Origin of the sequence: Pseudoalteromonas sp. ESRF-bin5, assembly GCF_002632075.1 — a bacterium.
GTDB classification, from domain to species: domain Bacteria; phylum Pseudomonadota; class Gammaproteobacteria; order Enterobacterales; family Alteromonadaceae; genus Pseudoalteromonas; species Pseudoalteromonas marina.
On the sequence record NZ_NTLW01000170.1, the window covers coordinates 41,816 to 59,045 of the forward strand.

General features: G+C 39.5%; 15 protein-coding genes. 3 read left to right on the plus strand and 12 right to left on the minus strand.

All coding sequences use genetic code 11. The features are described from left to right. Window positions 1–74 precede the first annotated feature (74 nt). Together BCG07_RS09800 and BCG07_RS09805 are read right to left on the minus strand one after the other, a co-directional pair. Window positions 75–2,411 (minus strand): S9 family peptidase, encoded by a 2,337-nt coding sequence (locus BCG07_RS09800; RefSeq protein WP_286889988.1) that lies wholly within the window; start codon window positions 2,409–2,411, stop codon window positions 75–77. Window positions 2,412–2,548: 137 nt separating this feature from the next. Continuing rightward, a complete protein-coding gene (locus tag BCG07_RS09805; protein WP_286889989.1) occupies window positions 2,549–3,433 on the minus strand; it encodes a LysR family transcriptional regulator in 885 nt (294 codons plus the stop codon). 104 nt (window positions 3,434–3,537) lie between these two features. Here BCG07_RS09805 and BCG07_RS09810 point away from each other — a divergent pair, with 104 nt between their 5' ends. Continuing rightward, complete coding sequence (locus BCG07_RS09810) at window positions 3,538–4,401, plus strand: MBL fold metallo-hydrolase (RefSeq protein WP_286889990.1); 864 nt, start codon at window positions 3,538–3,540, stop codon at window positions 4,399–4,401. A 72-nt stretch (window positions 4,402–4,473) separates the two neighbouring features. Here BCG07_RS09810 and BCG07_RS09815 read toward each other — a convergent pair whose 3' ends face one another. From BCG07_RS09815 to BCG07_RS09825, 3 genes are all read right to left on the minus strand, one after another. Continuing rightward, complete coding sequence (locus BCG07_RS09815) at window positions 4,474–5,274, minus strand: DODA-type extradiol aromatic ring-opening family dioxygenase (RefSeq protein ID WP_286889991.1); 801 nt, start codon at window positions 5,272–5,274, stop codon at window positions 4,474–4,476. A 91-nt stretch (window positions 5,275–5,365) separates the two neighbouring features. Further along, on the minus strand, window positions 5,366–6,010 hold the full coding sequence (gene tmpT / locus BCG07_RS09820; protein WP_286889992.1) for a thiopurine S-methyltransferase: 645 nt from the start codon (window positions 6,008–6,010) through the stop codon (window positions 5,366–5,368). Between the two features lie 9 nt (window positions 6,011–6,019). Further along, complete coding sequence (locus tag BCG07_RS09825; protein ID WP_138740720.1) at window positions 6,020–6,508, minus strand: DUF2938 domain-containing protein; 489 nt, start codon at window positions 6,506–6,508, stop codon at window positions 6,020–6,022. Between the two features lie 98 nt (window positions 6,509–6,606). Between BCG07_RS09825 and BCG07_RS09830 the strand changes: the two genes are divergently transcribed. Next, window positions 6,607–7,497, plus strand: coding sequence for a LysR family transcriptional regulator (locus BCG07_RS09830; RefSeq protein ID WP_178957080.1), 891 nt, complete (start codon window positions 6,607–6,609; stop codon window positions 7,495–7,497). On the opposite strand, the gene BCG07_RS09835 is transcribed toward BCG07_RS09830, so the two are convergent. The 3 genes from BCG07_RS09835 to BCG07_RS09845 form a co-directional block, all read right to left on the minus strand. Then, complete coding sequence (locus BCG07_RS09835; RefSeq protein WP_286889993.1) at window positions 7,494–8,072, minus strand: DJ-1/PfpI family protein; 579 nt, start codon at window positions 8,070–8,072, stop codon at window positions 7,494–7,496. The two genes, BCG07_RS09830 and BCG07_RS09835, sit on opposite strands and share 4 nt — an antisense overlap. Window positions 8,073–8,184: 112 nt before the next feature. Beyond that, window positions 8,185–11,385 (minus strand): glycoside hydrolase family 2 TIM barrel-domain containing protein, encoded by a 3,201-nt coding sequence (locus tag BCG07_RS09840; RefSeq protein ID WP_010556153.1) that lies wholly within the window; start codon window positions 11,383–11,385, stop codon window positions 8,185–8,187. 134 nt (window positions 11,386–11,519) lie between these two features. Further along, on the minus strand, window positions 11,520–12,761 hold the full coding sequence (locus BCG07_RS09845; protein WP_286889994.1) for an NADH:flavin oxidoreductase/NADH oxidase family protein: 1,242 nt from the start codon (window positions 12,759–12,761) through the stop codon (window positions 11,520–11,522). A 92-nt stretch (window positions 12,762–12,853) separates the two neighbouring features. On the opposite strand from BCG07_RS09845, the gene BCG07_RS09850 reads away from it, so the two are divergent. After that, a complete protein-coding gene (locus BCG07_RS09850) occupies window positions 12,854–13,258 on the plus strand; it encodes a MerR family transcriptional regulator (protein ID WP_243534284.1) in 405 nt (134 codons plus the stop codon). On the opposite strand, the gene BCG07_RS09855 is transcribed toward BCG07_RS09850, so the two are convergent. The 4 genes from BCG07_RS09855 to BCG07_RS09870 all read right to left on the minus strand — a co-directional run bounded on the left by BCG07_RS09855 (window position 13,255) and on the right by BCG07_RS09870 (window position 16,398). Further along, entirely contained in the window at window positions 13,255–13,662 is a 408-nt protein-coding gene (locus BCG07_RS09855; RefSeq protein ID WP_243534282.1) for a hypothetical protein, read from the minus strand. The genes BCG07_RS09850 and BCG07_RS09855 overlap by 4 nt on opposite strands. 56 nt (window positions 13,663–13,718) lie before the next feature. Beyond that, window positions 13,719–14,171, minus strand: a complete 453-nt coding sequence (locus tag BCG07_RS09860) for a GNAT family N-acetyltransferase (RefSeq protein ID WP_243534279.1) — start codon at window positions 14,169–14,171, stop codon at window positions 13,719–13,721. Between the two features lie 54 nt (window positions 14,172–14,225). Continuing rightward, the gene (locus BCG07_RS09865; RefSeq protein WP_286889995.1) at window positions 14,226–14,807 is read right to left on the minus strand and encodes a hypothetical protein; all 582 of its coding nucleotides are present in this window, start codon (window positions 14,805–14,807) and stop codon (window positions 14,226–14,228) included. A gap of 124 nt (window positions 14,808–14,931) precedes the next feature. Further along, the gene (locus BCG07_RS09870; RefSeq protein ID WP_286889996.1) at window positions 14,932–16,398 is read right to left on the minus strand and encodes a DNA recombination protein RmuC; all 1,467 of its coding nucleotides are present in this window, start codon (window positions 16,396–16,398) and stop codon (window positions 14,932–14,934) included. Window positions 16,399–17,230 lie beyond the last annotated feature (832 nt).

Genomic DNA, 17,230 nt, shown 5'->3' on the forward strand with positions numbered 1-17,230 from the left:
TCGTTACACTTTAATTAAAAAAGCCGCACACTAATAATTAGTGTGCGGCTTTAGTATTTTACTTTTTAAAGCGATTACTTGGTTAGTAAGTGCTTTTCAAAAAAGTCAGCCATCATAGTATGGTAATGCAAGGTAGTGCCTTTGCCTTCACGTAAGCTGTGTGAGCGGTTAGGGTATGAGAAAAACTCAAACTGCTTGTTATGCTTTACAAGCTCATCAATTAAGCGTTCTGAGCCTTGATAATGCACGTTATCATCGCCTGTGCCATGAATAAGCAGTAGCTTACCAGTTAGGTTTTTAGCAAAGGTAATAGGCGAGGTGTTATCGTAACTCTCAGGATCGGTGTTTGGGTTACCCGCATAACGTTCTTGATAAATGGTGTCGTATAAACGTATATCTGGCACCGGTGCTGAGGCAATGCCAACTTTAAATTTATCACCATGGCGGAACAGTAAGTTAAGGGTTGAGCTACCGCCACCTGAATGCCCCCACACACCAACGCGGTCTGTGTCTATTACATCCCAACGTTTGGCCATGGCATCTAGCGCATCAACTTGATCTTGCACGGTAATTGAGCCGATTTTTTTATAAATCGATTTGCGCCAATCACGGCCTTTTGGTGCGCGTGTACCACGATTATCAACTGATGCGACAATAAAACCTTTTTGCGTTAGTAACGATTTATATAAGTAACTGTTGCCTTCCCAGCGGTCTTGCACGGTAGAGCCCCATGGTTCGCCGTATACGTAAAACACAATTGGGTATTTTTTACTTTTATCCATGTTCTCTGGGAACATAATGTAGCCGTCAAGCTCGGTGCCATCTTGCGCGTTTACTTTAAAAAACTCATGCTTTGGTAAGCTTTGTTCAGCCAGTTTTTGTTTAAGCTTTGTATTTTCAACTAAGGTTTTTACATTACTATGATCGCTCACTTTAATGATCTCTTTAGTCGGTGGCGTACCAAATTTTGAGTAAGTGTGCATAGCCCATGAGGCATCTTTTGACATGTAGTAGCTGTTTGAGCCTTCAAACTCAGCAGGTGTTACCCGTACCGGTTTGCTGCTGCCATCAAGCGGTGTGCTGTATAAATAACGCTGACCAGGATCATTTGGCGAGGCAGTAAAATACATTACGTTTTTGTCTTCATTGATGCTCAGCATATCAATAATGTCGTAATCGCCTGGGGTTAGGTCGATAATAGTTTTGCCATCGCGCGATACACGGTAAAGATGACGCCAACCGTCGCGTTCGCTATGCCAAATAAAAAACTCACCGTCTTTTGACCAGTTGGCTTTATAAAACCATTCGATAAACGCATCGTCTTTGTCTTCTAAAATTTTAGTCAGTTGCTGCTTTTGCCAATCAAACAACCACACTTTGTTATGGCTTTGTGGACGGTTTAAGTCTTGAATCATTAATTCATTACCAGTGCCTGCCCAGCTAATACGCGGAATATAACGGTCGCGGTTATCGCCTTCAAGCTCAGCCCAACGGGTTTGTTTGTCGCTAAGGCTTACCACACCAACACGCACGGCAGAGTTGGTTTCACCCGCTTTGGGATACGGGAATTTTTTAAGGGTAGGGTACAGATCATCAGTGTTGTTGATCATAGTGAAAAATTTAACGTCACTGGTATCAAGCTGCCAATAGGCAATTGATTTGTTGTCGGGGCTCCAACGAAAACCATCTGCAATAGTAAACTCTTCTTCGTATACCCAATCAAAATTACCGTTAACAATAGTGGCGTTACCATCGGTTGTGAGCGCAGTCACTTTGTTGCTGCCAACCGCTTGCATATAAATATTGTTATCGCGCACGTAGGCTACTTTTGAGCTATCTGGCGAGAACTTAGCAAACATTAACGTAGTTGGCTCAACGTCCTTACCACCAAGTTGCTGTAATTGGTTAGTCTCAAGGTTAAGTAACCAAAAGTCGCCTCTGCTGCGTGAGCGCCAAACTTGCTCGCTGTTGGTAAATACCATCAGCCATTTACCGTCTTTTGACCATTGGTAACTTTCGATTGCAAATGGCTCGTCTGCGCCCTCTGGCAATAGCTTTTCAAACTCAACCAATACTTTACGGCCTGTGCCGTCAGCATTGTAAAATACAATGTCGTTGCCTTTTACGCCGTGCTCTTTTTCGTCATCGGCGTTGTTATCGTCTGCTTTTTCTTTTTCGCTTTCGCGCTCTTCAAGTACGGTGTAGCCAGTGCCATCGTCTAGCCATTTAAAGTAAGTGCTACGCTGGGTTTTAAATTCTTTATCTTTATAAATTTGCGCTAGGCTTAATGGATTATTCACGGTACTCATCGCTGCATTATTGTTGGTTGTTATGCTGGTACTTGAACATGCTTGCAAGCCTAAGCCCGCAACAATGGCCAGTGCCAAGCCCGATGTTTTGATCAGATTCATTGTTATTGTTCCTTGGGTCTGCTGACCTTTATAGATTAAGGCGCTTATTACATTTACTGTAACAAAATAACCTACAGAATATCAGCATGCTTAACGCACAAAGCTATGGTTTAAACCCAAACTTTTATAATTTATTACTATGCTGGATTTTTAAATTCATCACTGAGCGTGTCGATTAGTGCTCTTACTGTTGCCGATAAATGCTGACGAGAAGGGTAAAGCACATATATTTTCATTAGGTTTGATGTCCATGGCGCTAATACACGCTGCAAGCGACCATCAAGTATATATTGATTTGCCAAATACGTAGGCTGTACTGAAATACCACCACCGGCTATGGCTGCATGAAGTAATGTGGTGGCCTCGTTTGCACTTAAATTGCATTTAACATCAACTGATTGAAACTCATCCCCGTTGTGTAAATGCCAAATATATCGGTCGAAGTTTTTATAGCCTAAACACTGATGAGCGCTTAACTGTTGTGGTGTCGTTATTGGCGGATAATCAGCAAGGTAGTCGGCTGAGGCCACTAATATAGATTCACACTCGGCAATAGGTTTACCTATTAAAGATGGATCAGGATTGGCTGCAATACGTATTGCCAAATCAACACGTTGCTCTATTAGATCTGTGGTTGAGTCTTCAAGATCTATGTCTATTTGCACGTTAGGATGACGTTTCATAAAGCGTGTAAATATAGGGGCTAATTGCGCAAAACCTAACGACATACTGGTCGCTACTCGTATTTTACCTGACAACTGTTGCTGGCTTTTTGTTTGTTCAACTAAACGGTTAGCCTGTGCTAACCATTGCTCTATTTCGGGTAAACAGGCCTCGCCGGCGGTGGTAAGCGTTACTTTACGGGTAGTGCGATGCAATAAGCGCGTATTTAACCAGGCCTCTGCCGACTCAATATGACGAGTAACCATAGGGCGTGACATTTCAAGCCGATCGGCAGTGGCAGTAAAACTGCCTGAGTAGGCAACATCCACAAAAACCTGCGCTGCGGTAAGTTTATCCATAGTATTTGCACGATTTATGAAACAATGATGCTAATTATTGGTTGTTTTTCTGAACATATCAAACCTTTATTATGCTCGCATTAGCAACCAATGATGAGAATACTATGAACCTACGCACTCTTTTACTAAGCACACTATTAGCCAGCAATATCGCTATTGCAGACGAAACCCCACTAACCCTTGATGTGTATAACGCTGACAGCAATAGCTTTCATGTTAATGCCACGCTGGTTTATGGCCATACCGATGCAATTTTAATTGATACCGGATTTACAAAAGCAGATGCACTGCGCATTGCCGCCAAAGTAATTGACTCTGGTAAACAACTAAAAACTATTTTTATTAGCCAAGCCGATCCTGATTACTACTTTGGCGCTGAAGTGTTACAGCAGTTTTTTCCTGACGTAGAGATTATAACCACACCGGCAGTGCACCAAAAAATAGCAGCAAAGCTTAAAGGCAAACTTGCTTTTTGGACGCCAAAAATGGGTGAAAACGCACCTAAAAACCCCGTCGTACCTAAGATATTTAATGGTAATAGCTTAAAAATAGAAGGCCACAGCATAGAAATTCGTGGCACAGAGGGTGAGCATAATCATCGTCCTTATTTATGGATACCTGATAATAAAGCTATTTTAGGAAATGTGGCTGTATACGCTAATGTTCATTTATGGATGGCCGATGCACAAACTCAAGCAGAGCAAAATGCATGGGCAAAGCAACTTAATGAAATGAAAGCACTCAACCCTGACGTGGTGATCCCTGGGCATATGAAAGCAGGCACTCAATTAGATGCTGCAAATATTGATTTTTCAATCCAGTATTTAAAGGATTTTGCACACGCTAAGCAAAGTAGTAATAGCAGTAAACTGCTGATAGATAAAATGACAAACACATACCCAGAGGCTGTATTACCTATGGCTCTTAGCATTGGCGCTAAAGTTCATAAAGGTGAAATGAAATGGTAATTGCCGCTTAACCGCTGCAATAAATGCAGTAGTACCAAAAAACACGCCTAGTAAAGTCTGGCGTGTTTTTTATTATTGCCACAAATACATACTGGCTCGCTTATTAGCAATATTTAATTCAAATACCTCAGTGCTGGAACACATAGCAGCGCCATAGCATACATGTAGTGGTAACAAGTGCTCTTCTCTGGGGTGATTAAAGCGTGCAGCTGGAGCTTGCTGCCATGCTAATAATTGCTGTTCACGCTGATGCTCGGTTAATGTTTGATCTGCGACTGTGCTTACCAGCCAATTTTCAAATGCCAGGTTTTGCTGATTAACATCGCTTGATTGGGTAACACCAAAAGCGCGCATATTATGGAAGGTAAAGCCTGAGCCTATAATTAATAAGTTATCATAATCAATACTTTGCAGCGCTTTACCAATTTCAACATGCAACAGCGGATCAAGACTTGGATGCAAGGATATTTGCACACAGGGAATGTCGGCCTCTGGGTACATAATTTTTAACGGCACAAACATCCCGTGATCAAAACCACGCTGAGAATCGAGTTTTGAGTCAATATTACGTGTTGCGAGCGCTTGCTGTACTAAATTAGCAAGTTGCGGCTGGCCAGCACAAGGGTAAGTTAATTGATACGCCTGCTCAGGAAAACCGTAGTAATCGTAAATTAATTTAGGTGTTGCTGAGGCTGTGATTGCAATAGGGGTTGCTTCCCAATGTGCGCTGATCATTAAAATAGCGCTAGGCTTTTTGATTTTAGCAGCAACGGTTTGTAAACATTCCACCATATCTTTATGGCTTGGCTCTCCTAGCAGCGGTAATGGACCGCCGCCATGAGATAAAAAGAAAACATTTGCTGGTTGCGGCATACTTAACCCTTAATTGTTCGATATGGTTATTATAATGCATGCTCAAATCACAATTAACTAGCCACAAAAATGCACAGCTAAAGTGCAAATTCTAAGAAGCTCTAGCAGTCATCAACCAAACCACAATACTGGCAGGGGTAACACCTTTAATACCTTGGTTTAATTTTTCGCAGCTGAGCATTTTTAAGCTGTACTGCTTTGCATAAATACTCTGTACCTCTGCCGCAGGCACACTGTATGGCGTGCCACTACGTTGAGATTGGTCGTAAATACAGGTGATCAATAATTGCGGTGCAGCATCATTTAGGCTAATCAAGTGTTGGGCATATTGACTGCGAATAGTGTAGGGTAGCGCGACTAAGGCACCGCGATCATATATTGCATCAACATGACCTAAATGCTCAACCGTTAAAGCAAACACATCACCGACCCAAATACAGATCCCCAGAGCCTGATACGCAGTAAGTAGACCATGTGTCGTTATTTTTGGCGTAAGTGCTAATTCATCAAACAGTTGTTGAACAGCAAGCTCACTAAGTTCTACACCCACAACTTGCATGCCCTTATTGAGCAAGTAGTGTATATCAACTGTTTTGCCACACAAAGGTACAAACACACGACTATCTAGCGGTAAATTTAAATTAGTAAAATAACGATCTAAACTCGGGTTTACATTATCGCCATGAAAGCCAACATCATTATTTTGCCAGCGCTTTAACCAATATTCTGCTTGCATAATAACCTCTCAAAAGAGTGACAGCGCTAATGCGCTTAGGTATAAACCCACACCAAACACTGCGTGCGATAAAATGCTTTTAATTCTAGCTGTGATTGGCTTTGATGTTTTAGCCGCAGCAATACCTAGCCCGAGAGCTGGTTGCATCAAAAAAAAAGGTATAACAACCGTTAGCACGCCAAAAAATAGAGCAGGCATTAAGCTTGGCGCTGTTAACCAATGATTTGGCAACAATAGTATAAATACCAATGCAAAAATAACCCCTATGAAGTAATGACTAAACCAACCAATTGCGCATTCATTAGGTTGTGCAGCGGTTTTACTAATAGCAAGGTGTTTCCACTTGCCGTAGCGCATTAAACATAGCCAGCGACCCACTATACAAAAGTTTAAAGAGTTAATACCAAACTTACTAAGTAGTAGCGCCCATACATCAAGTAATGCCGTAGCACCTATACCAATAATTATGACCGCCAACCAATCAATTGTTGAAAACATAATGTCACCCTTTGCTGAAAACTTAAGCACTATGATATACACTTGCAAAAATGTTAAATACAAAGATTTAATCAAACTTAAATTGCAAAAGTGGAATCATGTTAGACGATATAGTGTTGTTTGTGCACATAGTTCAACAAGGGGGCCTGTCTCAAGCAGGCGAGTATTTATCGCTCCCTGCGGCAACCGTTACAAGGCGATTACAACGCCTAGAGTCTCGACTGGGCCAAAAGCTGCTGCACCGCTCTGCGCGCCAATTTACACTAACCCAACAGGGAGAGGTTTATTACCAAAGCTACGCAAGTTTAGTTGAGCAGTTTGAACAAACCAGTCATCACCTCAATCAACAAAAAGAGCAATTAAGCGGCAAACTTAAAGTGCTTGCGCCGCTTAATATTTGCCATGGCTTTTTAAAGTCAATGTGGTTGTCGTTTACTAAAGAGTATCCTGATATCCAATTGGAACTTGTTTTAAGCAATCAACTTGAAGACATAATTAAAAGCCAAGCCGACTTAGCATTAAGAATCGGCCCACAAGCGGATTCACTTTTGCAACAAAAAAAACTCGGACAAGCAGATTCGATTTTGGTGGCTACCCCAATTTATTTAACCAATGCACCAGTGCTCACAGAACCAAGCGACCTTAAACAACACCGCTTAATTGGCACGACACTAAGAAATAAATGGCCACTCACTCACATTACTTCACGCGCAAGCTATACACACATGTGTCGATTTAGCAGTATTTATAACGATACTGGCTTTGTTAAATACCAAGTGGCTGATCATCAAGGAGTAGGCTTATTACCTAGATTTGAAATTATAAACGAGTTGGCAACAGGAGAGTTTGTAAGGGCATTACCAAACTGGCAAAGCCATAATCGCGAAATCTTTGCTATTTGGCCAAGCGGTCGTTTACTTAGTAAAAAAGCGGTTTGTTTACGTGATTACATACATAATTTTATTCAGCAACAGTTACCAGGGAGTTAACCATTTTTATGCCATCGGTATTCCATTTGCTTTGCTGTATGCTCAGCGTGTGATGGGCTTATTAACTGCGCAACTAATGCCAAACTCATATCAACTCCCGCAGAAATACCACCAGAGGTAGTAAATTTACCTTGTGACACCCAACGCTTATTTGCAACTACGTTTAGGCTTGGGAACATAGCAGCAAGATCGTTTATGTCTTCCCAGTGAGTTGTTACATTTTTACCATTTAATAGCTCTGCCTTTGCTAATAAAAATGCGCCAGTACATACCGATGCAACGACAGGAGCTAACTGAGCTGTGCGCTTTATCCAATCAATAACAGGTGCTTTAGTAAGCTCATTATTGTGAACACCGCCAACCACTAACAATAAATCTATAGGAGGATGATCAGCAAAACTGTAATGGGGGTTTACACTAAAACCCCCTCGCGCATTGACAGGCTGATTATGTTGCGCGACTAAAAATATATTCCACTCGTTTTTAGCTAAACGTTGAGCAGTACTAAATACTTCAAATGGGCCTGAAAAGTCGAGCACTTCAGCATCATCATATATATAAATACCTATGTTCATTTAGCGTTCCTTCTATTTCAAACGTTTAAATTAGCATGTTTTACATAAAAAAAGCCCACTATTTAAGGGGAAAAAGCGGGCTTAGGGTAGTCATTTAAAGCTTTATGTATAGCTATTTTTTAGCGTTTAACTTAACAGCTTCAATTTTATAGCTGTATTTGTAGTCTAACCATGGGAGCTCATATTCGTACAAGGGTTTACTACCCCACGAATCCGTTCCACCCACACCACGCTGCTTGTAATCTATATTTACAAAAATGTACGGGGCTTTGGTTAAATCTGATGGGTGCATATTGCGCCTATTAACTTGTTCAGTACTCTTATCGTAGTCGTGCATATCGTAGAAAGATGCATTAAAGCCAATTAAGGGATCGCCAGAGAACTTAACACCAATTCCTTTATCATCATAAAACGTAACGTACCGTACATCCGTTTTGTGACCGTTTTCTTGCGGGCGAACATACGGTACACGTAAAGAGTCAACGTCAGATTGATATAAGCCAACAAAAGCCGATGACTTACGATCGTCGTAGTTTTCGTGAGGCCCTCGGCCATACCACTGTACGTTTTTAAAGTTCTCGTTCACAACAAACTGCATACCTAATCTGGGTAAGGCTGAGTACGAATTATGAGGTGCAGCATAAAAGTAAACATCTACATCAACTACGCCATTGCCATTTATTGTGTATGTTGTGAAGTACCGACTTTCAACGTTATTTAATGTGTGCTCTGTTTCGACTTTGTATTGTGTTGAGGATACTTTTTTACTACTAAAACTAGTCAGTGTTGTATTTGATCCCGCGTGTTGCCACACAGCAAACGAGTCACCATATCCCTTTTGCGGTAAATCATTATCGGTAGGCGCACGCCAAAAGTTAGGCTGCACAGGTTGGTCTACACTATTGGCTAGTAATGGCTTTCTAAAGACATTAATTTCATTTAATAAGCCTGTTTTTTTGTTAAACGTAAATTGAGCGTTTTTAGTAGAAAAAGCTAAAGAATTTTCAGAATCCTTTACTTTTAACGAGGCTGATTTTGTATTATTAGTCAGTGCAAAGCCTGTTAATGCTAGTTGCTCTGACGCAACCACATGACCCGTTGGCAATGTATTTTTAGCCTTTTTGAGAACGGCTTGTACATTTAAAAAATATTCAATTCCTGCTTTTAGTTTTGTTTTAATTGGCAAACTAACACGCTGAGATGTTTGTGGTTTGGCATTAATACCAAGGTTAGCACCTTGCTCGACTTCAACACCGTTGGCCATTAGCTGCCATGACAAAGTAAAGTCAGACAGGTCGGCAAAAAACTGTTTGTTAATTACGCTTATTTCGTAAGGCGTTTTGCTCGTTAACTCAAAGTCGATGTTTTGCTGTACTTGTTTAACCTCCCACAAATAAGGGTAGGGCGTTCTGTCGGCGTAAACTAACCCATTTGCAGCAAAACTTTTTGCGCTTACTGCAAATGGAGGCTCTAAGTCGCCACCATATGCCCAAAAAAGCTCACCTTTACTGTTTTTCATGGCAAAAGTTTGATCGACCCAATCCCAAATAAAACCGCCTTGTAGCTGTGAGTATTTTTCAAAGGCCTGCCAATATTCTTCAAGGTTACCTAACGAATTACCCATTGCGTGTTCGTATTCAATTAAAATCATGGGTCTTGATACATCATGCATTGTTTTAGCATAGCGAATAGCCGATTGGATTGGCGCATACATTTGACCGTATACGTCGGTGTGGCGCCTTAACTGTGCTTGTTCGGATACAACTGGAAACCCTGGGGCTTGACGCTTTAGCCAATCGTACGACGCCTCTAAATTAATACCATCGCCCGATTCATTACCCAGTGAGCGCATTACAACCGATGGATTATTTTTAGAACGGTGATACATGTTTGAAATGCGATCTATGTATGCATTTTGCCAACTAAGCTTATTTACCAAGTGTGCCGAGGGGTCGTACTTACCTTGGTTTGCGGCTCCCATTCCATGTGACTCAATATTAGCTTCGTCCATAACGTATAAGCCATATTTGTCTGCAAGGTGATAAATGTACGGATCTTGCGGGTAATGAGCCATTCGTATTGCATTAATATTAAAGGCCTTCATTAATGCAACGTCTTTTTCCATAGACTCTTTAGAAACGACGTGCCCTGTTTCTGGGTCGTGCTCATGTCTATTTACACCTTTAAATAAAACTGGTTTGCCGTTAACTAAAATATTACCATTTTTTAATTCACTGCTTCTAAAGCCTATTGATTTTCCAATCCACTCAACAACCTTATCATTACTATTACGTAAGCCTATTTTTAATTTATAAAGGTTAGGAATTTCAGCACTCCAAGGCAGTACATCATTTACTTTAAACACTGTTTTTACTTGCGTACTTTGTTGTTTTTTTATTTTAGGAACTGACAATGTTTTAGTACTCATTACCTTATCGTTTGCGTCTAAAAGTGAAACGAGTAAGTCAAAGTTAGTTTGGGTTTGCTTAGTGTGGTTTTGTACTGTTGTGGTTAGCGTTAGTTCACCGTTTGTGTAATTGTCAATCAAAGTGGTATTAGCTTCAAAATCACTTATACGCACTTTTGGCGCTGCATATAAATACACATCGCGCTCAATACCACTCATACGCCACATGTCTTGGCATTCAAAGTAAGACCCTGTTGAATAGCGGTAAACTTGTAATGCTAAAGTATTTTCACCTTTAGAAACGTATGGCGTAATATCAAATTCGGCGGCAGTTTTAGAATCTTCTGAATAACCAACTTGCTGACCATTTACATAAATATAGAACGCAGACTTTACCGCCCCAAAATGAATAAGGATTTGTTTGTTATTCCAGCTTTCGTCGATGTTAATTATTTTTCGGTATGAGCCAACAGGATTATAGTAACGCGGCAGCTCAATTTGCTCAGTATTAGGTATTAAACAGTAGTGAGAGTGATAAAAAGGAGAACCGTAACCATTTAGCTCCCAATTGGCAGGGACGGCTATTTCATCCCAGCTTGCGTCATTGAAGGTTACTTTTTCAAATCCGTTTGGTTTTCTACTAGGCGAGTCAACCCAGTTAAACTTCCACTGCCCATTTAGTAATTTATAACTATCTAACTGCCAAGGCTCTAGTGTAAATGCGTTTTGCTCATTTGCTGTAGGATAATAGAACGCGCGGGGTGGGAGTTTATTTACTCTAAATATACTTGGATCCTGCCAAGCCTGAGCAACTTGCTGTTCTATTGCAATGCTTGGCAAGCTAGTTATTAATAAATAAAGTCCCCCAAAGCATAGAAGCTTTTTTAGATAACCTTTAAGCCGCATCCTGTTCTCCTTTAATTTTTTATCATATAAATATGCTAATTAAACTTTAGCGTATTTTTAACAATTAAGAAACCTAATTAATAGAGACTACAACGGCGGCTATGGGGACTATTTCTAATCAACTAAGTTTCAGACTATTCAATATAATGTTTTTTATAGCGCTTTGTTAATTTAAGAGATCTAATTTGGTCGTAAATTAAAGTAAATACTGCTGATGCATTTACTTTCGCACCTTTGCCTTGGCCTATACGACGAATTTGCCTTTTTACTAATGCCATGGTGGCAAGGCCTGCTATGGTTTTATCTTTAATCTGAACGTTTGGCGCTGCAGGAATAAACTCGGGTTGTTTTTGCCAAATATTGACTAAATCAGGTTTATACGCAAGTGCCGTTGCAATACCGGCCAAAGCTACGCCAGAATCAATAACATTATTAGCCACTGATAGGCGACTAATACCACCCGTGGTCATAATTGGAATACTTGATTGTTCACTAATTGTTTTAGCAAATTCTAAAAAGTACGCTTCACGAGCGAGTGTACATTCATCGGCCGTTTTACCTTGCATGGCTGGTGCCTCGTAACTACCGCCCGAAAGCTCAACAAAATCTATATTTAAGTCACTTAATAGGGTAATTACTGCTTGGGCGTCGCTAGGTTCAAATCCACCACGCTGAAAATCAGCCGAATTTAATTTAACCGATACCGAAAAGTTATTTGCGCAACTAGCCTTAATCTTTTGCGTTATTTGTGTGAGTAAACGCGCTCGATTTTCAAGGCTACCACCGTATTTATCATCACGCTTATTGGTTAAAGGCGATAAAAACTGTGCTAATAAGTAACCATGAGCCGCATGTATTTGCACGCCATCGAACCCTGCCTTTTGTGCTTGTAATGCCGTATTTGTGAATCGCTCAATCACATCATCAATTTCATTGTGTGTCATTGCTTTTGGCTGGCCAAATAAATGAGAGTGTTTTCCCATGCTTAATGCCACGTTGGAGGCTGAAAGAACCTTTCCCCCCATTTTTTTAAACACTTGACGACCTGGGTGATTAATTTGCATCACAATTTTACTGTCGTTTTGCTGCCCTAAACGCGCAAGCTCCGCAAAAGGCGTTACATCGGTATTATGCTCAAGCGCAAGGCCACCGGGGCCAGTCATAGCTAAGTGATCAACCATTACATTGCCGGTAATAATTAAACCAACCCCACCCTCAGCCCATGCGTTATAACAATTTTTAAGTACTTGAGAGGGTGTGAGATCGGCTTCTGCTAGATTTTCTTCCATGGCCGCTTTTACTAGCCTATTTTTTAATACTAAACCGCTAGGTAAAGTAACCGATGTAAATACGCTCTGTTGTTGATTTTTTGGCATGTTAGGAACCAATTAAATTGACATTAATGCCACTATAACTTTAAAGTCAGCTTTAAGGTCAAGGCAGTATTTATAACTAATTTAGGACCACTATGAAAATAAGTGAGCTTGCAAAACTTGTTGGCGTTGCCCCCAGTACAATTCGTTATTACGAAGGTAAAGGTTTATTGCCGAAGGGTAGCCGCAACAGTAATGGTTATAGGCAATACGACCATTCAAGCATTGAGCAAATAAAAATGATTAAGTTTGCACAAAGTTTAGGGTTTTCGTTAGAGGAGATACCCACATTAAAAACGCCAGAAAACGATCTGGATCACACTGTTGTTATTGAGCGTTTGCAGCAAAAGCAAAACGAAGCGAATGCGCTGATTGCTCAGCTGCAAAAAAAGTCGCAGCGTATTGGTGATTTAGTCACGCAATTAAATGCAAGCTGGTCAAATGGACAATGTTTAACACAACAACAAATGAGTGACTTATTGGATGAGGTTCAGTTTTAACGGTTAGGTGCTTTGATGTGTGTTAAGAATACCCAAGCAAAAAACAGCATAAACACAAAATCGTTGATACCGTAAATACTGTAAAAAATCCCCGCGAATACATCTTTATCGTAAACGTCATCAAGGTTATTGTTTGCTAACCATAATGACCAAGCAACAACATAAACCAGTTTTTCAATTACGAAAGCGCCAGCTAACCACCTTATATTGGAGGTAATAAAAGCACTAGCCAAATATGCCAAGCCCCATATAACAATCATTAACAAGCCAAAATTAGACATAACAACAGGGTCTAGTTCGTTTATTGTGGAATTTGTAAATAGCCGTGAGAACAGTAAAACGCCACCTATATTCATGGCTGCAGCCATAATAAAACCAAATTTAATTAGTTTATTTTTTGTCATGTTTTTCTTCCTATCAGGCTTATTAATTAAAGCGGAAAACTTAATCACATATTTTGTTAGTGAACTTCAATCTGCATTGCTGTTTTTAAAATACCATGTGCGGGCAACCATTGTTTATATTCAGAAAAGCCATGTTTTTTATATAAATTTATTGCTGGCGTATTTGCTACAGCAGTTTCTACTATAGCTTTATTATACGTATGCAAAGTAAGCGCATGAGCAATTAACTTCCCTGCGATTCCTTTTTTAAAGTAGCGAGGGTGCACTGTTAAGCTTTCGATACTTAAGCACTTATTTTTTACTGTAATTTCTATGACCCCCGCAAGCGTACTCTCATAATAAAAACCATAAAATAGCGCGTTGCTGCGCACAATGGCATGCTGCGTTCTACTAAGAGGGGGAAAATGTTCAACCTTTATTAAAAGCGCCTCTATTTTATAAGCACATTGAAAAACGTTATAAATTTGCTCGGCAACAGAAGGAACTGCATTTTTTAGTTGAGTGATCATTTTAATTTCACTTATTTATTTTTAGATACTGCAGCGATTGGAAAAAATGAATTATTAATTGGTATATTCAATTAGCTCTTCAACGTATAAATACCCTTTTTGACGCTGAGTTAACTTAATGAATGTTTTTAGTGTTGGTGCATACAAGTGTATGTCTTGTGTGTCGGCTGAATAGCCTCTCGAATTAGTAATTTTACCCGTGTACTCAATGGTGTAGGCTTTATATGTGCCAGATTCTACTTTTTCATCTTTAAAAGAGACAACTTTAGCGTTTTGAATTGTTGAGCCTTTGGTGCCATCTTCGCTTTCCCAGTGCTCTTCAAATACCCATGTTTTGCCTACATATAACGGCCAATAATAACGCGAGGTTTTGCTGTTATTTGGTTTTGTTAATACCTTTAGTAACGTAGTTCCCTTAGCCGTTAACATACTAAGTGCGCCATTTTTGCTGACTATTTGTTTAGTATCGGTACCTTGTGCACGTATTTCATTGCTAGGTGTTACCCCTTTATATTTCCATACCCACTTTTCTCCTTCACTATAATCAGCTTCTGTTGGCTGATACGCTTTTTCATTTGAAGCTTGGGCAAAAAAGCTTATTAGGCTTAAGGCAAAAATAATAAATTTAGCGTTCATTCGCGTTGTTCCTTTTATTGATTTTTGTATGTGTGTTCAAGCCAAATAATTAGGTGTATTAACCTAACAAAAGTGTGAGTAATAGCGCTTACACTTTATAAGCGCTTTTATAAAGCTAAAAGGACTAATCTAACTCTAACTGTGCTCGCTCTACGCTCTCGTTGGGTAACTCTTTTTGAACAGATACACCAAGCTCTTTAAATTCGGCGGCTTGTTTAATTAAGTTTCCCTTACCTCGGTAAAGCTGAGAAAAGGCCTTGTCGTAACTTTCTTTTGCTCGGTCTAATTGTTTACCAACACCTTCCATGCTGAGTAAAAAGCCATTTAATTTGTTGTAGAAGCGCTCTGCACGATTGGCCAGTTCCTTTGAATATTTAGTTTGCTCTTCAAAACGCCACAGCTGTTTAACAATATTTAAACTGGTTAACAGCGTAGTGGGGGTAGCGACCAGAATGTTTTTTTCTATCGCTTGTTGATAAATATCACTTTGATATTTAAGCGCCTCTACAAAGGCTGACTCTATAGGTACAAACATAATGACAACCTCTGGCGAATTTAACCCAGGAAGGCGGTCATATGATTTACTGGCTAGTTCGTTTATTCGAGCCGTAACTGCATTTACATGCTCTTTAATTGCTTGATTAGCATCAAGTTCATTTTCAGCATTTACATAACGGGTGTAGGCATTAAGGGATGTTTTTGCATCTATAACTAAATGACGCTCTTGTGGTAAGTACACTATAACATCTGGGCGCAAGCGACCGTCCTCGGTATTAAACGAGACCTCGCGTTTGTAATCGGTACCGGCACGTAAGCCGGCACTATCGAGTACATTTTCGAGCATGAGTTCGCCCCAATTTCCTTGGGTTTTCTTTTGTCCTTGTAAGGCATTAGTTAGCTTATCGGCTTGCTCTGTAATGGATTGGCTTTTGGCTTGTAAATGTAAAAGCTCAGTTTTTAATTGTGCACGCTGTTTTAAGTCCTCAACATGAATTGATTCCATTTTATCTCTAAAGCCTTTTAACTCACCTTGAACGGGTTTAAGCAGTTGTTCAATACTTTCTTGGTTAGTCACTTTAAAGCTTTGGGTTTTTTCATCGAGGATTTTATTGGCTAAATTTTCAAACTCTTTTTTAAGTACGTTTTTACTTTCTTCTATTTGAGCTAACTGCTCAGTAAAGCTTTGCTGCTTTTGCTCAAGCATAGTTCGCATGGAGTTAAGCTCTACATCGCGTTGATTATATTGTGCACGCAACTGCGTTATTTCGGTTTCGGCTTTTTGCCAAAACTGATTGTATTGCATGCTTTGTTTTTCTTGTTCACTGCAGCGCGTTTTAAAATGCTGCGCCTCGTCGCGTTGTTCTTGGTGGCTATGCTCAAGCAACTCATGTTCATCTTGTAAGGCGCTAAGTTGCTCAGCTTTGTTATCGAACTGACTTTGTAATAAAGAGAGTTGCTGTTGTTGCTCGTTAATTGTTTTTTTTAATTTTCTGCGAGGCAAAACATCAATAACACTATAAAGCACAACACCTGCCGTAAACCCTGCAGCTGTGCTTACCCAATCAATTTGGGTGAGTATTTGAGTAATCATAAAATAAACTTATAAAATTTATGGACATGCCATCATAACGAATAAGTTTGAGTAGAAGTAGGGGGTAACAAATAACAGCCATAAAAAAAGCCAGTTCAAATGAACTGGCTCAACCATTACTAAATAAGTAACACAACAGGGGAATCAACATGAAAACTTGAATTAACTGCAATTAATCAACAAGCACAATAGTAGACGCCCTGTTTTGAATTAAGTTCATTAAAAGATCAAATTATTTTAAAAAAACTGATTTTTGGCAAATAAAGCATTAAACGCTAAAAATTAAACATAAAAAAAGCCAGTTCAAAATGAACTGGCTTAATCATTACTAAAATTAGTAACTAAATAGGGAATCAACATGAAAACTTGTGTTAACTGCAATTAATCAACAAGCATAATAGTAGACGCCCTGCGTTCAAATAAGTTCAAAAAAAGATCAAATTAATTTAAATAACTTTAGCCCCGACTAATAAGCAACTAAACACTAAAAGCAGGCATAAAAAAAGCCAGTTCAAAATGAACTGGCTTAATCATTACTAAAAATTAGTAACTAAATAGGGAATCAACATGAAAACTTGTGTTAACTGCAATTAATCAACAAGCATAATAGTAGACGCCCTGCGTTCAAATAAGTTCAAAAAAAGATCAAATTAATTTAAATAACTTTAGCCCCGACTAATAAGCAACTAAACACTAAAAGCAGGCATAAAAAAAGCCAGTTCAAAATGAACTGGCTTAATCATTACTAAAAATTAGTAACTAAATAGGGAATCAACATGAAAACTTGTGTTAACTGCAATTAATCAACAAGCATAATAGTAGACGCCCTGCA

What these genes read in the sequence shown, in the direction of transcription:
- BCG07_RS09850 (WP_243534284.1), top strand. Translation starts at nt 12,854, where the DNA reads ATGAAAATAAGTGAGCTTGCAAAACTTGTTGGCGTTGCCCCCAGTACA.
- BCG07_RS09855 (WP_243534282.1), bottom strand. Translation starts at nt 13,662, where the DNA reads ATGACAAAAAATAAACTAATTAAATTTGGTTTTATTATGGCTGCAGCC.
- BCG07_RS09870 (WP_286889996.1), bottom strand. Translation starts at nt 16,398, where the DNA reads ATGATTACTCAAATACTCACCCAAATTGATTGGGTAAGCACAGCTGCA.
- tmpT (WP_286889992.1), bottom strand. Translation starts at nt 6,010, where the DNA reads ATGCAAGCAGAATATTGGTTAAAGCGCTGGCAAAATAATGATGTTGGC.
- BCG07_RS09835 (WP_286889993.1), bottom strand. Translation starts at nt 8,072, where the DNA reads ATGAACATAGGTATTTATATATATGATGATGCTGAAGTGCTCGACTTT.
- BCG07_RS09810 (WP_286889990.1), top strand. Translation starts at nt 3,538, where the DNA reads ATGAACCTACGCACTCTTTTACTAAGCACACTATTAGCCAGCAATATC.
- BCG07_RS09805 (WP_286889989.1), bottom strand. Translation starts at nt 3,433, where the DNA reads ATGGATAAACTTACCGCAGCGCAGGTTTTTGTGGATGTTGCCTACTCA.
- BCG07_RS09840 (WP_010556153.1), bottom strand. Translation starts at nt 11,385, where the DNA reads ATGCGGCTTAAAGGTTATCTAAAAAAGCTTCTATGCTTTGGGGGACTT.
- BCG07_RS09825 (WP_138740720.1), bottom strand. Translation starts at nt 6,508, where the DNA reads ATGTTTTCAACAATTGATTGGTTGGCGGTCATAATTATTGGTATAGGT.
- BCG07_RS09830 (WP_178957080.1), top strand. Translation starts at nt 6,607, where the DNA reads ATGTTAGACGATATAGTGTTGTTTGTGCACATAGTTCAACAAGGGGGC.
- BCG07_RS09815 (WP_286889991.1), bottom strand. Translation starts at nt 5,274, where the DNA reads ATGCCGCAACCAGCAAATGTTTTCTTTTTATCTCATGGCGGCGGTCCA.
- BCG07_RS09800 (WP_286889988.1), bottom strand. Translation starts at nt 2,411, where the DNA reads ATGAATCTGATCAAAACATCGGGCTTGGCACTGGCCATTGTTGCGGGC.
- BCG07_RS09860 (WP_243534279.1), bottom strand. Translation starts at nt 14,171, where the DNA reads ATGATCACTCAACTAAAAAATGCAGTTCCTTCTGTTGCCGAGCAAATT.
- BCG07_RS09865 (WP_286889995.1), bottom strand. Translation starts at nt 14,807, where the DNA reads ATGAACGCTAAATTTATTATTTTTGCCTTAAGCCTAATAAGCTTTTTT.
- BCG07_RS09845 (WP_286889994.1), bottom strand. Translation starts at nt 12,761, where the DNA reads ATGCCAAAAAATCAACAACAGAGCGTATTTACATCGGTTACTTTACCT.